Source organism: Ruegeria sp. CF4 (assembly GCF_056537345.1).
Map to the genome: position 1 here is coordinate 125133 of NZ_JBQFRJ010000001.1, position 14211 is coordinate 139343.

The window sequence follows — 14211 nt, forward strand, 5'->3', positions numbered from 1 at the left end:
CTTATGCCTCTCGGTGAGAGATTTGTTAGAATGAAGGGCCAAGCGTGACTCCGGAAGAGATTGAGGCGCTGTTCACCCGCGAAAGTGGAGAATTCCTGTTTGCGCGTTGGGGGCGTCCCATCGTGCCGATCGTGTTCGGTGTCGAGGATGAGACGCTCTCGACCGTCAAGGGCGCGTTTGAAGCAGTCGTCACGTTGGCCGGTCACAAGATGGCCGAGACGGATCCCGAACTCGGCGCCAATTGCATGGTTTTTTTCTTCCGCGATTGGCAAGAGCTGCTTGAGGTGCCCGATCTGGACCGGCTTATCCCGGATTTGGCACCGCTGGTCGAACGACTGGTGGCTGCTGACGCCAACCAGTACCGTATTTTCCGGTTCGAGGAAGATGGTGCCATTCGGGCGGCTTTTGTATTTCTGCGCATGGACAAAGAACTCTCTAAAGTGCCGGCAGAGACCTTGGCGCTCAGCCAGGTGGTGCAGACCATCCTGCTGTGGTCCGATGCTGCATTTCGCAGCACTTCTCCTTTGGCTATCGCCGGTGAGGCGACGATCCTGCGGCCCGATATTGCCGCGTTGATCCAGGCCGCCTACGATCCTATTCTGCCCGGTGCTGCGCAGGACCCCTCTCATGCGTTGCGCTTGTTCGCCAGATTGGAGCCGCCGCAATGAAGCATCACTACCCGGTCCGTGTTTATTACGAAGACACCGACATGGGCGGCGTGGTCTATCATGCGAATTATCTGAAATTCATCGAACGCGCCCGGTCGGACTGGGTGCGTAAGCTGGGTAATGATCAGAACGCGATGCGGGACGCAGGTATCGTCTGGGTCGTGCGGCGGATCGAGGCGGATTATCTCGCAGCCGCTAGGTTTGAAGACGAGCTAATGGTCGAGACCGAGATGGTCTCGCTCTCGGGTGCGCGGCTAACGATGTCCCAGTCGGTCAAACGCGGCGAGACGGAAGTTTTCCGCGCCGAGGTGACGGCTGTCTGCATGAATGCCGAGGGCAAACCGGTACGCCTTCCGGCAGAGATTCGCGCATTGATGTAACAATTTCACCCTTGAGGGTGGTTCTGTTGGCTTTTCACATCCATCTGCGCTAGCGTTTGGCAAAACAAGGCCAAATGGCCATCAGGCAAAACAAAGAGCAGGTTCATGGAAGCTGAAACGCTGGCGCTGGCGCAGGAGATCGATTTCTCCATGTGGGGGCTGTATGCCCGCGCGACCTTTATCGTCAAACTGGTAATGCTGATGCTGATCGGTGCATCCATCTGGTCCTGGGGCATTATCATTCAGAAGCTGATCAACTACCGCGCTGCGCGTCGCGAGGCGCAGGTGTTTGACGAAAGCTTCTGGTCTGGCAATCCGCTGGATGAATTGTTCGAGCAGATCGGAACGCAGCCCGATGGCAGTTCTGAGAAGATTTTTGCGGCTGGAATGATAGAATGGCGGCGCTCACACCGCACCGATGGCGGGCTGATCGCAGGGGCGACTGCGCGGATTGACCGGTCGATGGATGTGGCAATCGCCAAAGAGGCTGAGGGGCTGCAGAAGGGGTTGCCCATTCTGGCAACCGTGGGTTCGACAGCTCCGTTCATCGGTCTGTTTGGCACGGTCTGGGGTATCATGAATGCCTTTATCGAGATTGCCGAGCAACAGAACACAAACCTCGCCGTCGTGGCCCCCGGCATTGCCGAGGCGCTGCTGGCCACGGGTCTTGGCCTGCTGGCTGCGATCCCGGCGGTGATTTTCTACAACAAGCTCAGCGCGGATAGTGATCGGATCGTGGGCGGCTATGAGGCCTTTGCCGACGAGTTCGCCACCATCCTGTCGCGTCAGTTGGATAGCTGACGATGGGTGCGGCGGTTCAGCAAAGCTCGAGCGGGAACGGACGCAGGCGTGGGCGGCGGCGTGGGCGCGCGCAGCCGATGGCCGAAATCAATGTGACGCCTTTTGTCGATGTCATGCTGGTGCTGCTGATTATCTTCATGGTGGCCGCGCCACTTCTGACGGTTGGCGTTCCGGTTGATCTGCCCAAGACGGCTGCCAGCGCTTTGCCCGGTGATAACGAAGAACCGCTGACCGTGACCCTGACGGCCGATGGTCGGGTACAGATTCAGACCACTGACATTCAGCGCGAAGAGTTGATTGGCAGGCTGCGCGCGATTGCGGCAGAACGCAGCAGCGACCGGGTGTTCCTGCGCGCGGATGGTGCGATCCCGTACGCGCAAGTGATGCAGGTGATGGGCGCGCTTAATGCGGGTGGGTTTTCCAATGTGGGCCTTGTGACCGATACCGGCGGGCCAACGCTGGACGATGGGTGAGAGTGAGGTCGCACGGTGGATACCGGCACCAAGATTTCAGCAATTGCGCATGTCAGCCTTATCAGCTGGGCGCTGTTCGGAGGCACGTTCCGATCCGAGCCGCTGCCGATGGCTGTGCAGGATGTCTCGGTGATTTCATCCGAACAGTTTGCGGCGCTGAGCGCGCAGCGCAATGCACCCGAAATGCCAACCGATCCGGAAGAGCTCGAGCAGCCCGAGACCCCGGATCAGATCACCGCACCGGACCCCGTGCCGGACACTCCGCCAGAGCCGGAAGCTGTACCGCAACCGGAGCCAGAGCCCGAGCCGGAGGTCCAGCCGGAAACCGTCGAGATCGCGCCTGAACCTGAACTGATCGAGGAGCTGCCAACGCTGGATCAGCCCGAACCGGAAGTGGCCGCACTGCCTGTGCCTCCGGGCCCTGAGGCTGAGCCGCAGCCTGCGGACAGAGTTGCACCTGAGGCGATTGCACCGCCTCCGCCAGAGGCGAAACCGGATGACATCGAAACCCCTCCGGTCTCATTGGACGAAGGGGCAGAGACGCAGCAGGAGCAGCAGGATCAGACCGCGCCGGAAGAGGCCGCGCCCGAGATCGTGACCGAGGCGGAAGAAGTTGAAGATCCGGCCCCGCGCACCTCTCCGCGCCCGCGTGTGCGCCCCAACCGCCCGACACCTGAGCCCGAACCTGAGGTGGCCGAGACGCCCGAGCCCGCGCCGACAGAACCTGCACCGACCGAGCCCGCTCAGGATGAGCAGGCCATCAATGACGCACTGGCCGAGGCATTGGGGAGTGGCACCGAGCCTTCAGGTCCGCCGCTGACCAGCGGAGAAAAGGATGCGATGCGGGTGGCCGTATCGCAGTGCTGGAATGTCGGATCGTTGTCGACCGACGCGCTGCAGACCGTGGTGGTCGTCGGCTTCTCGCTGACACCAGATGGTAAGGTTGTCGGCGGTAGCCTGAGGATGCTGGATAGTTCCGGCGGCTCTGCGGCGTCTGCCAAACAAGCTTATGAAGCTGCGCGTCGCGCGGTTTTACGCTGTGGGGCAAAAGGATACGACCTGCCTGCTGACAAATACAGCCAGTGGCAGGATATTGAGATTACATTCAATCCCGAGAGGATGCGGATCAAATGATGAAACTTCTGACCAGCCTCTTTATTGGCCTGACCCTGCTGACGGCTCCGGCCTATGCTCAAAGCGGGCCGCTTCGTCTGGAAATTGACGAAGGCATCATTGAGCCGATGCCCTTTGCGGTCCCAAACTTCGTCCCGGACAACGCGGCGGCTGCGCAATATGCGCAGGATATCTCTCGCGTGGTGGTGTCGGACCTGACGGGAACCGGCCTGTTCCGCGAGATTTCGTCAGATGCATTCATCAGCCGGGTCAGCAGCTTTGATGCTCCGGTGCAGTTCGCGGATTGGAAGGCGATCAACGCGCAGGCGCTTGTGACGGGGGCCGTGAATGTCTCGGGCAAGCGGCTGACGGTGCGGTTCCGGGTGTGGGATGTGTTCTCGGGTCAGGAACTGGGCAACGGGTTGCAGTTTGCGGGCACTACGGACGGTTGGCGGCGCATGGCGCATAAGGTGGCTGATCAGGTCTATACAAGGATAACGGGCGAGGGGGCCTATTTCGACAGCCGTGTGGCCTTTGTTTCGGAAAGCGGGCCTAAGGATCAGCGGCTTAAGCGGCTGGCGATCATGGATTATGATGGCGCGAATGTACAGTATCTGACAGACAGTGCGGCCATCGTGTTGGCCCCTCGGTTCTCGCCCACCGGCGATCGGTTGCTTTACACCGGCTATGAGACTGGCCAACCACGGATCTATCTGCTGGATGTGGGGCGCGTACAACGTCAGGAATTGCCGACACTGGAAGGTACAATGAGCTTTTCTCCGCGCTTTTCGCCGGATGGGCGCTCGATTGTCTATTCGCTGACGCAGGGCGGGAATACCGACCTTTGGAAAATGGATCTGGCCTCGGGCCAAAGCGCGCGCTTAACCAATACGCCGGCCATTGAAACCGCGCCCAGCTATTCGCCGGATGGCAGCCAGATCGTGTTTGAAAGCGACCGCTCGGGGACGCCGCAGCTCTATGTCATGCCCGCAAACGGAGGTGAGGCAACGCGGATCAGCTTTGGGCAAGGTCGCTACGGCACGCCCGTCTGGTCCCCGCGCGGCGATCTGATTGCGTTCACCAAACAGAACAAAGGCCGGTTCCATATCGGTGTAATGCGCACCAACGGAGACGAGGAACGTCTGCTGACCGCTTCGTTCCTTGATGAGGGGCCGACGTGGTCACCCAATGGCCGTGTCATCATGTTCACGCGCGAAACGCAGGGGGCCAGCGGTCGCTCGACACTGTATTCGGTCGATATATCGGGCCGTAATCTACGTCCGGTCCGCACGCCGGACGGGGGTAGCGATCCATCCTGGGGTCCATTGCAGAATTGATCTGTGCTGGCTGTGGATAACGTTCACAACGAAGATGCGGTGTGATAGAAACGCGCCAATAAACAAACGAAACACGAGGCACCTGAAATGAAACTATTGAGCAAAATCGCGGCTGTCGGGGCGCTGACCCTGATCGCCGCATGTTCCAACAATGATCCTTCCGCATTGGGCGGTGGTGGTCCCGGCGCCAACGGAGCGCTGGTGCCGGGTTCGCCGAGCGATCCGCGCTCGCCAGCCTATTTCCAGCAGACCGTGGGAGATCGGGTTCTGTTTGCGGTCGATCAATCCACGCTCAGCCCGCAGGCCCAGACCGTTCTGCAAGGGCAGGCCGACTGGCTACTGGCCAACCCCGATTTTGTGGCCAACATCGAAGGTCATGCGGATGAGCAGGGCACGCGGGAATATAACCTTGCCCTGGGCGCGCGCCGGGCGAATGCGGCGCGTGAATATCTGATCTCGCGCGGGGTGGCGGGCAACCGTCTGACCACGGTCAGCTTTGGTAAAGAGCGCCCGATTGAAATTTGCAGCACCGAGGAATGCTATTCCAAGAACCGCCGCGCGGTGACGGTGCTGACCGGCTCAACCTTGGGGTAAGATGATGCGATTTGCAGGATTGGTTCTGGCGACGGTTGTGACCGTCGCTGGTGTGGCACGGGCACAGGATCAGCAAACGCTGGCGGATATCCGTCAGGAGTTGACGGTGCTGCATGTGGAAATCCAGCGCCTCAAGCGCGAGTTCTCGACCACTGGTTCGCCCGCGCCCAACCTATCCGGCAGTTCCGTGCTGGAGCGCGTTGACGCCATCGAGGCGGAACTGCAGCGCCTGACGCGTCAGACCGAGCAATTGAACCAGCGGGTCCAGAATATCGTTACCGATGGCACCAACCGTATCGGCGATCTGGAGTTCCGTCTGGTCGAACTGGAAGGTGGCGATCTCAGCACACTGGGTGAGACCTCGACGCTGGGTGGTGAGACGTCGACCGAGGTTGCAGTTGCCCCGACGCCCCCCCAGCCCGAGGTGACTGAACAAGGTGAGTTGGCGATCGGAGAGCAGGCAGATTTCGATGCGGCCTCACAAGCGCTCGTGGATGGGGATTTCCAGACCGCAGCCAATCTGTTCTCGCAATTTGATCAGGCTTACCCGGGTAGCCCGCTGGCGGCACAGGCCAACTTGCGGCGCGGTCAGGCTTTGGAAGGATTGGGTGATACGCGCGAGGCTGCCCGGGCATTCCTGGCCAGCTTCACCGGTGATTCCGAAGGGCCGCTGGCCCCCGAAGCTTTGTTTGAGCTGGGTGCGGCGCTTGGACGTCTGGGGCAGACCGATCAGGCTTGCATCACGCTCGGCGAGGTTGGCGTGCGCTTCCCAAGCTCGGCCCCGGCAAGCTCGGCCACGCAGGAAATGGCGGCGCTGGGCTGTTCTTGACCTCTGACACCGATACGCTTCGGTCCGAAATTCTGGCACGCCTGCCAGACCCACTGCCGCGCCGTCTGGGTGTGGCCGTGTCCGGTGGCAGCGATTCGACGGCTCTGTTGCATCTGCTTGCAAGCATCGCTCGGGAAATGCAGATCACGTTATTTGCAGCAACTATTGATCATGGGCTGAGGCCCGAATCGGCTGCCGAGGCTGCATCGGTTGCGGAATTGGCGCAAAGCTGGGGCATTCCGCATCAAACCTTGAAATGGCGAGATTGGGACGGATCCGGCAATCTGCAGGATCAAGCGCGACGAGCGCGATATCGGTTGTTGGTGGAATGGGCAGATGATCTTGGGCTTGAGGCTATCGCATTGGGACATACGGCAGATGATCAGGCTGAAACAGTTCTGATGCGGCTTGCCCGGTCGGCGGGTGTTTCTGGCCTGTCCGGCATGGCGGCAGAACGTGCTGAGGGCGGTGTCTCTTTGCTGCGCCCGATGCTTTCGATCACGCGTGCGCCGTTGCGCGACTACCTGACAGCGCAGGAGATCAACTGGATCGACGACCCTTCGAATCAGGACCCGCGCTTTGATCGGATCAAGGCGCGCGACGCACTGACTCGGCTGGATCAGATCGGTATTACGGCTGAAGGTCTTTCGCGCGTTGCTGACAATCTCGCACAAGCCCGCGAGGCTTTGGCGCGATACGCGCAGGAATCCGCCCGTCATCATGTGAAGGTTGTGGACGATGACCTGTGTTTCGATCGAGAGGGTGTCGCGGCGTTGCCGCACGAGATCCGACGGCGTCTTTTGGTGGCTGCGGTCATGTGGCTGGCAAACAAAGACTATCCACCCCGTCAAAGCGCCATCGATCAGGCGGTGCAGGCGCTGCTGAGCGGTCAGGCGACCACTCTGAGCGGCTGTCACCTGATTCCGGATGACAAAAAGACGTGGATTTGCAGAGAGCTAAATGCCGTCAGTGCCCAGACAACACGTCCCGGCACCGTGTGGGATGAGCGCTGGGTTCTGACAGGACCCGAAGCACCCGGTGCTGAAATTCGCCCTCTGGGGGAGGATGGCATCCTGCAACTGATGGATTGGCGGTCGGCGGCCAAGCCCCGCGCGTTATTGATGTCGACACCGGCTGTTTGGGTCGGTGAAACCGTTCTGGCCGCCCCATTGGCCGGTTTTGCCAATGGATGGACGGTAAATGCTCCCTCTGGCAGGCCTGACTTCTATGCCGCAATTTTATCTCATTGAACCTGCCACAATCCTCTCTATTTTAAGGAACAACCCCGGCGGGTCCCCATCCGCCGAAACCTTCTAGGAGAATTTCCTTGGGCAACGCTCGCAACATCGCCTTCTGGGTCGTTCTGTTTCTGCTGATCCTGGCACTGTTTAACCTGTTCAGTGGCCCCAGCGGATCGCTTCAGAACAACGAACGCACTTATTCCGAATTCGTCAGCGCCGTGGACGCCGGAGACGTCACCAGCGTGACGCTGGATGGCGAACAGATCCGCTATCGCACGAATGACAATCAGGATTATGTCACCATCAAACCCGGCGATGCCGAGGTGACCAAGCTGCTGATCGACAAGAACATCCCCGTGCGTGCTGAAAAGCAGCAGCAATCCGGGTTCCAGTCGTTCCTGATCACGCTGCTGCCCTTCCTGCTGCTGATCGGTGTTTGGGTCTATTTCATGAACCGGATGCAAGGCGGCGGCAAAGGCGGGGCGATGGGCTTTGGCAAGTCCAAGGCCAAGATGCTGACCGAAAAGCATGGCCGCGTGACCTTTGATGACGTGGCAGGCATTGACGAGGCCAAGGAAGAGCTAGAAGAGATCGTGGAGTTCCTACGCAACCCGCAGAAGTTCTCGCGCCTTGGTGGCAAGATCCCTAAAGGCGCGCTGCTCGTTGGCCCTCCGGGTACTGGCAAGACGCTGCTCGCCCGCGCCATTGCGGGTGAGGCGGGCGTGCCATTCTTTACCATTTCGGGTTCGGATTTCGTTGAGATGTTCGTCGGTGTCGGTGCATCCCGTGTGCGCGACATGTTCGAACAGGCCAAGAAGAACGCGCCCTGTATCGTTTTCATCGACGAGATCGACGCGGTGGGTCGCCACCGTGGTGCCGGTTATGGCGGCGGGAACGATGAACGCGAACAGACCCTCAACCAGTTGCTGGTTGAGATGGACGGGTTCGAGGCCAATGAAGGCGTGATCATTCTGGCGGCCACCAACCGTAAGGATGTTCTGGACCCCGCGCTGCTGCGTCCGGGCCGGTTTGATCGGCAGGTCACCGTGGGCAACCCCGACATCAAAGGCCGCGAGAAAATTCTGGGCGTTCACGCGCGCAAGACACCTTTGGGCCCCGATGTCGATCTGCGCATTATCGCACGTGGTACTCCGGGCTTCTCGGGTGCCGATCTGGCGAACCTCGTGAACGAGGCCGCACTGATGGCCGCGCGTGTGGGCCGTCGCTTTGTCACCATGGAAGATTTCGAGAATGCCAAGGACAAGGTGATGATGGGGGCCGAGCGCCGCTCGATGGTGCTGACCCAGGATCAAAAGGAAAAGACCGCCTATCACGAGGCCGGTCACGCCGTGGTTGGTCTGGAATTGCCGCTGTGCGATCCGGTTTACAAGGCGACGATCATTCCGCGCGGTGGTGCGCTGGGGATGGTTGTGTCCCTGCCCGAAATGGACCGTCTGAACTATCACCGCGATGAGTGTGAGCAGAAGCTGGCCATGACCATGGCAGGCAAGGCCGCCGAGGTCATCAAATACGGTGAAGATCACGTTTCGAATGGACCTGCGGGTGACATCATGCAGGCCAGCCAATTGGCGCGCGCCATGGTGATGCGTTGGGGTATGTCGGACAAGGTCGGCAATATCGACTATGCCGAAGCCCATGAAGGCTATCAGGGCAACACAGCCGGCTTCTCGGTATCCGCTCACACCAAAGAGCTGATCGAGGAAGAAGTGAAGCGCCTGATCCAACAAGGCTATGAGCGCGCGCACCAGATTCTGAGTGACAAGAACGAAGAATGGGAGCGTCTGGCGCAAGGTCTGCTGGAATACGAAACCCTGACCGGGGATGAGATCAAGCGGGTCATGAATGGCGAACCGCCCAGCGAAGGCGATGACGAAGGCGATAAGCCGGACGAGGGCAACGCGCCCAGTGTCACCGCGATCCCGAAAACCAAGGCTAAGAAATCTCCGCCCGAAGGCGGAATGGAGCCGGAACCTTCGACATAAACGTAAAAACCCGGGCCCAGACCCGGGTTTTTCTTTTCAATCTGCGCCGGGTGATCTCTGGCGCATTCATACGCGATGAAAGAGGGGTACCATGCCGGTCCTGATAGAAACCGAGTTTGTGGCCGAAACCGTCTGGCTGGGACATGTTCCAGCGGGTCAATCGCTGCGGGCGCAACCTGTCGAGGCATTGACGCTCGGCTTCTCGGGCGACCAGGGCGCGCGGCATGAGGGAGAGACACGAGCGTCCTGCGTGCGGGTCAAGAATCTGTATCCCGAGGGCACAGAAATTCGCAACGTACGCCAATTGTCGGTTCTTTCTGCTGAAGAGGTGCAGATGATTGCGGATGACATGGGATTGGATCAACTGGACCCGGCCCTGATGGGGGCCAGCATCGTGTTGCGCGGTATCCCGGATTTTACCCATGTTCCCCCGTCGTCACGCCTGCAGGCAGAGAGCGGGCTGACTATCGTCATCGACATGGAAAACCGCCCCTGTGTTTTGCCGGGGCGCGAGATCGAAGCGGAAACGCCGGGTAAGGGCGCGGCGTTTAAACCAGCCGCAAAGGACCGACGAGGTGTAACCGCTTGGGTGGAACGCCCCGGCTCTTTGCGTGTCGGCGAGAAAATGAAACTGTTCGTTCCGGACCAGCGCCCGTGGGCGCCTGTGGTTTCCGATTAGAAACTGTTGATTGATCTTACGACGCTTCGCGACACCAGAATGTCGGAAACCAGAGTTATCTGAATGGTACACAACGGTATGGATTGCGCAGCGCCGACGCCCTGCGTCGGTTTTGCACGGCATTCAACTAAGGACTCCGGCCAATGAGCTATAAATCCGACATCGAAATCGCTCGCGAGGCGAACAAGAAGCCGATTCAGGAAATCGGTGCAAAGATCGGCATCGAATCTGCGGATCTGCTGCCCTATGGCCACGACAAGGCGAAGGTTAGCCAGGACTTCATCAACTCGGTTCAGGACCGCGAAGATGGCAAGCTGATTCTCGTGACCGCGATCAACCCGACCCCCGCGGGCGAAGGCAAAACCACGACCACCGTTGGTCTGGGTGATGGCCTGAACCGCATCGGCAAGAACGCGATGATCTGTATCCGTGAAGCCTCGCTTGGCCCGAACTTCGGCATGAAAGGCGGCGCTGCAGGTGGCGGTTACGCGCAGGTTGTTCCGATGGAGGAAATGAACCTGCACTTCACCGGTGACTTCCACGCGATCACCTCGGCCCACTCGCTGCTGTCGGCGATGATCGACAACCACATCTACTGGGGCAACGAAGCTGAAATCGACACCCGCCGCGTTGCATGGCGTCGTGTGGTCGACATGAACGACCGCGCTCTGCGTCAGATCACGGCGTCTCTGGGCGGCGTGTCGAACGGCTTCCCGCGTGAGGCAGGCTTTGACATCACCGTGGCCTCCGAAGTTATGGCGATCCTGTGCCTGGCGAACGACCTGAAAGATCTGGAAAAGCGTCTGGGTGACATCATCGTTGCTTACCGCCGAGACAAGACCCCGGTTTACTGCCGCGACATCAAAGCAGAAGGCGCAATGACCGTTCTGCTGAAAGACGCAATGCAGCCGAACCTGGTACAGACGCTGGAAAACAATCCGGCATTCGTCCATGGTGGCCCCTTCGCGAACATCGCGCACGGCTGTAACTCGGTCATCGCAACCAAAACCGCTCTCAAAGTGGCCGACTACGTCGTGACCGAAGCGGGCTTTGGTGCCGATCTGGGTGCCGAAAAGTTCATGAACATCAAGTGCCGCAAGGCAGGCATCGCCCCGTCGGCAGTGGTTCTGGTTGCCACCGTTCGCGCGATGAAGATGAACGGCGGCGTTGCCAAGGCCGATCTGGGTGCTGAAAACGTCGACGCCGTGAAGTCGGGTTGCGCCAACCTGGGCCGTCACATCGAGAACGTGAAATCCTTCGGTGTTCCGGTTGTTGTCGCCATCAACCACTTCGTCACCGATACCGATGCCGAAGTTCAGGCGGTGAAAGACTACTGCGGTGAGCACGGGGTTGAAGCGATCCTGTCGCGCCACTGGGAACTGGGTTCGGAAGGCTCTGCGCCGCTGGCCGAGAAGGTTGTCGAGATCGTTGAAGGTGGTTCCGCGAACTTCTCGCCGATCTATCCAGATGAGATGCCGCTGTTCGAGAAAATCGAAACCATCGCCAAGCGTATCTATCGTGCCGACGAAGTTCTGGCCGACAACAAGATCCGCAATCAGCTGCGCGAATGGGAAGAAGCCGGATATGGCAACCTGCCGGTCTGCATGGCGAAAACGCAGTACTCGTTCTCGACCGATCCGACCCTGCGCGGCGCGCCGACCGGTCACTCGGTTCCTGTACGTGAGGTTCGCCTGAGCGCCGGTGCTGGCTTCATCGTGGTTGTCTGTGGTGAGATCATGACCATGCCCGGTCTGCCGCGCAAGCCAGCCGCTGAGACGATTCGCCTCAACGAAGAAGGCCAGATCGAGGGCTTGTTCTAAGCGCCTGAATGATACATCTCGTGGTCCGGGGACTTCCCCGGGCCGTGAGGAGAATAGAATGCCCACTCTGACACCGCCGCAAGACTGTCATACGATGCAGGAATTGCGGCCTCAGATCGACATGCTGGACCGCCAACTGATCGAATTGTTGGTAACGCGCGCAAGCTACATCGACCGCGCGTCCGAGCTGAAACCCGGCGAGGGGCTGCCCGCCCGCATCCCGGAACGTGTCGAAGATGTGGTGCAGCGCGTGCGCAAGAGTTCGGATGAATTGGGTATGGATCCCGATCTTGCAGAGAAACTCTGGCGCATCTTGATTGATTGGTCGATCGCTCGCGAAGAGCGTGTGCTCGGCCCCGACTGAAGACCCGGGCGCTTTCGGCGCCCGATCCGTTTTTGAAAGAAGGGATCAAAGGATGGTAGCGCAGGTTATCGACGGTAAGGCTTTTGCGGCCAAGGTTCGCGCTCAGGTGGCCGATCAGGTGGCAAAGCTGAAGGAAGAAAACGGTATCACGCCTGGTTTGGCTGTGGTGCTGGTGGGTGAAGACCCGGCGAGCCAGGTTTATGTCCGCTCGAAGGGAAAGATGACCGTTGAAGTCGGCATGAACTCTTATGAGCATAAGTTAGATGCCGACACCTCGGAAGAGGACCTGCTGGCCCTGATCGACAAACTGAACAACGACCCTGCCGTCCACGGCATTCTTGTACAGCTGCCGCTGCCGAAGCATCTGAACGAGGATCTGGTGATCAATTCGATCGACCCGGCCAAGGATGTCGATGGGTTCCACATCTCGAACGTGGGCTTGCTGGGCACTGGCCAGAAGTCGATGGTCCCCTGTACCCCTCTGGGCTGCCTGATGATGCTGCGCGATTACCACGGCTCGCTGTCGGGCATGGATGCGGTTGTCATTGGTCGTTCGAACATCGTGGGCAAACCGATGGCGCAGCTGCTATTGGGCGACAGCTGTACGGTGACCATCGCGCATTCGCGCACCAAGGACCTGCCGGATGTTGTGCGCCGCGCCGATATCGTTGTGGCCGCGGTTGGCCGCCCCGAGATGGTTCCGGGCGACTGGATCAAGGAAGGCGCGACCGTCATTGACGTGGGCATCAACCGGATCGAACGTGACGGCAAGAACAAACTGGTTGGCGACGTCGACTATGCCAGCGCCGCCGAACGCGCGGGCGCGATCACACCGGTTCCGGGTGGTGTAGGTCCGATGACCATTGCCTGCCTGCTGGCCAACACTCTGACCGCCTGCTGCCGCGCGAATGATCTGCCCGAACCAGAAGGCCTGACAGCGTAACTCTGCTTTACAGGGGCTTCGACGCAACCCCTGACATCTCATCCGGGCCGGAAAGCACCTGCGCTTTTCGGCCCGTTTTGCATCTGCATCCCAGAAAATTAATTCGCATATTAACGGGTTTGACTTAACGTCAACCGGTGATAAGCCTTCTGCTCCAGCTGGTTAGGAGGATAAGATGCCTTCCAACTAAGCGAATTCGAGAATGCGTTAGGGGCGCGCGGGTTTGTATGAGATCTAAACTGGAACCTATATTGGCGCAGGTCTACCTGCAGCGCATTCTGGCTGGCCTCGTATTCATTCCGTTGATGGCCTACTCATTCGCGCCATTTCGGGACATGACCCTATCTTTCGTCGAACGACTGGTGTTCTGGTCGGGTGTCATGCTGTTGGCCCTGGCGGCGACCTGGGCCGCGGGCAAGCTGGTGCGCGATCGGTTGCTGCGCGCAGGCCTGTTGCTGCGTGACCTCGCGTTTGCGCTGTTGATCCTGATACTCTTCGCCCCGGCGTTGTGGGGGCTGACCTGGGTTCTGTTCACGCTCAACGGGCTGATGGCGCCCGGATTGTTGATGGTTGTGCCATATGGTGTGCTGTTTGCTACGGGCCTGTTGCTGGTTCGTGAGCGGGATCAGCCCGATGTGCTGGAGGAAGAGGCCAAACCACGCCTGTGCGGTCGGCTGCCATCTGGCTTTCAGGGTCAGATCTATCGGCTAACCGTCCGCGATCACTCTGTCGACGTTGTGACGTCAGAGGGGACCTTCACGATCCGCTCACGCTTTACGGACGCGATTGCCGAGATGGAGCCCGTGTCGGGCCATTGTACCCATCGGTCGCATTGGATCGTGGATGCGGCAATTACCGGGATTGAGAAGCAGAACGGCAAGACTTTCCTGCGTTTGTGCAATGATGACCTTGTTCCGGTTAGCCGGAAATACAAACCAATGCTGGAAGAGGACGGACTTCTCTGAT

At 59.6% G+C, this 14211-nt stretch carries 15 protein-coding genes; all 15 read left to right on the forward strand.

Annotation, left to right across the window (positions count from 1 at the left end):
• Positions 1-44 precede the first annotated feature (44 nt).
• Positions 45-668, forward strand: a complete 624-nt coding sequence (locus ACR0NF_RS00575; RefSeq protein WP_480469130.1) for a hypothetical protein — start codon at positions 45-47, stop codon at positions 666-668.
• On the forward strand, positions 665-1048 hold the full coding sequence (ybgC, locus tag ACR0NF_RS00580; protein WP_480469131.1) for a tol-pal system-associated acyl-CoA thioesterase: 384 nt from the start codon (positions 665-667) through the stop codon (positions 1046-1048). The genes ACR0NF_RS00575 and ybgC overlap by 4 nt, the downstream gene beginning before the upstream one ends.
• 105 nt (positions 1049-1153) lie before the next feature.
• Positions 1154-1849 carry a protein TolQ gene (gene tolQ / locus ACR0NF_RS00585; RefSeq protein ID WP_170397391.1) on the forward strand — a complete coding sequence of 232 codons (696 nt, stop codon included), beginning with the start codon at positions 1154-1156 and terminating at the stop codon, positions 1847-1849.
• Positions 1850-1851: 2 nt separating this feature from the next.
• Positions 1852-2322 (forward strand): protein TolR, encoded by a 471-nt coding sequence (gene tolR / locus ACR0NF_RS00590; protein WP_480657086.1) that lies wholly within the window; start codon positions 1852-1854, stop codon positions 2320-2322.
• Between the two features lie 15 nt (positions 2323-2337).
• Positions 2338-3456: an energy transducer TonB family protein gene (locus tag ACR0NF_RS00595; protein WP_480777592.1), complete on the forward strand. Its 1119-nt coding sequence runs from the start codon at positions 2338-2340 to the stop codon at positions 3454-3456.
• Positions 3453-4772 carry a Tol-Pal system beta propeller repeat protein TolB gene (tolB, locus tag ACR0NF_RS00600; RefSeq protein WP_480666598.1) on the forward strand — a complete coding sequence of 440 codons (1320 nt, stop codon included), beginning with the start codon at positions 3453-3455 and terminating at the stop codon, positions 4770-4772. The genes ACR0NF_RS00595 and tolB overlap by 4 nt, the downstream gene beginning before the upstream one ends.
• An 87-nt stretch (positions 4773-4859) precedes the next feature.
• Positions 4860-5366 (forward strand): peptidoglycan-associated lipoprotein Pal, encoded by a 507-nt coding sequence (gene pal / locus ACR0NF_RS00605; protein ID WP_480469135.1) that lies wholly within the window; start codon positions 4860-4862, stop codon positions 5364-5366.
• A 4-nt stretch (positions 5367-5370) separates the two neighbouring features.
• Positions 5371-6195, forward strand: a complete 825-nt coding sequence (gene ybgF / locus ACR0NF_RS00610) for a tol-pal system protein YbgF (protein WP_480471880.1) — start codon at positions 5371-5373, stop codon at positions 6193-6195.
• The gene (gene tilS, locus ACR0NF_RS00615; protein ID WP_480777593.1) at positions 6192-7445 is read left to right on the forward strand and encodes a tRNA lysidine(34) synthetase TilS; all 1254 of its coding nucleotides are present in this window, start codon (positions 6192-6194) and stop codon (positions 7443-7445) included. Before ybgF ends, tilS begins: the two co-directional genes overlap by 4 nt.
• Positions 7446-7522: 77 nt before the next feature.
• Positions 7523-9439: an ATP-dependent zinc metalloprotease FtsH gene (gene ftsH, locus ACR0NF_RS00620; protein WP_480657090.1), complete on the forward strand. Its 1917-nt coding sequence runs from the start codon at positions 7523-7525 to the stop codon at positions 9437-9439.
• A gap of 91 nt (positions 9440-9530) precedes the next feature.
• Entirely contained in the window at positions 9531-10118 is a 588-nt protein-coding gene (locus ACR0NF_RS00625) for an MOSC domain-containing protein (RefSeq protein ID WP_480777594.1), read from the forward strand.
• 143 nt (positions 10119-10261) lie between these two features.
• Positions 10262-11938: a formate--tetrahydrofolate ligase gene (locus tag ACR0NF_RS00630; protein ID WP_480469139.1), complete on the forward strand. Its 1677-nt coding sequence runs from the start codon at positions 10262-10264 to the stop codon at positions 11936-11938.
• Between the two features lie 58 nt (positions 11939-11996).
• Positions 11997-12302, forward strand: a complete 306-nt coding sequence (locus ACR0NF_RS00635; RefSeq protein WP_480469140.1) for a chorismate mutase — start codon at positions 11997-11999, stop codon at positions 12300-12302.
• Positions 12303-12354: 52 nt separating this feature from the next.
• Positions 12355-13245 (forward strand): bifunctional methylenetetrahydrofolate dehydrogenase/methenyltetrahydrofolate cyclohydrolase FolD, encoded by an 891-nt coding sequence (gene folD, locus ACR0NF_RS00640; RefSeq protein WP_480469141.1) that lies wholly within the window; start codon positions 12355-12357, stop codon positions 13243-13245.
• A 227-nt stretch (positions 13246-13472) separates the two neighbouring features.
• A complete protein-coding gene (locus ACR0NF_RS00645) occupies positions 13473-14210 on the forward strand; it encodes a LytTR family DNA-binding domain-containing protein (protein ID WP_480777595.1) in 738 nt (245 codons plus the stop codon).
• Position 14211 lies beyond the last annotated feature (1 nt).

Coding starts and splice junctions, on each gene's coding strand:
- ybgC (WP_480469131.1), top strand. CDS start 665: ATGAAGCATCACTACCCGGTCCGTGTTTATTACGAAGACACCGACATG.
- tolQ (WP_170397391.1), top strand. CDS start 1,154: ATGGAAGCTGAAACGCTGGCGCTGGCGCAGGAGATCGATTTCTCCATG.
- tolR (WP_480657086.1), top strand. CDS start 1,852: ATGGGTGCGGCGGTTCAGCAAAGCTCGAGCGGGAACGGACGCAGGCGT.
- tolB (WP_480666598.1), top strand. CDS start 3,453: ATGATGAAACTTCTGACCAGCCTCTTTATTGGCCTGACCCTGCTGACG.
- pal (WP_480469135.1), top strand. CDS start 4,860: ATGAAACTATTGAGCAAAATCGCGGCTGTCGGGGCGCTGACCCTGATC.
- ybgF (WP_480471880.1), top strand. CDS start 5,371: ATGCGATTTGCAGGATTGGTTCTGGCGACGGTTGTGACCGTCGCTGGT.
- ACR0NF_RS00625 (WP_480777594.1), top strand. CDS start 9,531: ATGCCGGTCCTGATAGAAACCGAGTTTGTGGCCGAAACCGTCTGGCTG.
- ACR0NF_RS00630 (WP_480469139.1), top strand. CDS start 10,262: ATGAGCTATAAATCCGACATCGAAATCGCTCGCGAGGCGAACAAGAAG.
- ACR0NF_RS00635 (WP_480469140.1), top strand. CDS start 11,997: ATGCCCACTCTGACACCGCCGCAAGACTGTCATACGATGCAGGAATTG.
- folD (WP_480469141.1), top strand. CDS start 12,355: ATGGTAGCGCAGGTTATCGACGGTAAGGCTTTTGCGGCCAAGGTTCGC.
- ACR0NF_RS00645 (WP_480777595.1), top strand. CDS start 13,473: ATGAGATCTAAACTGGAACCTATATTGGCGCAGGTCTACCTGCAGCGC.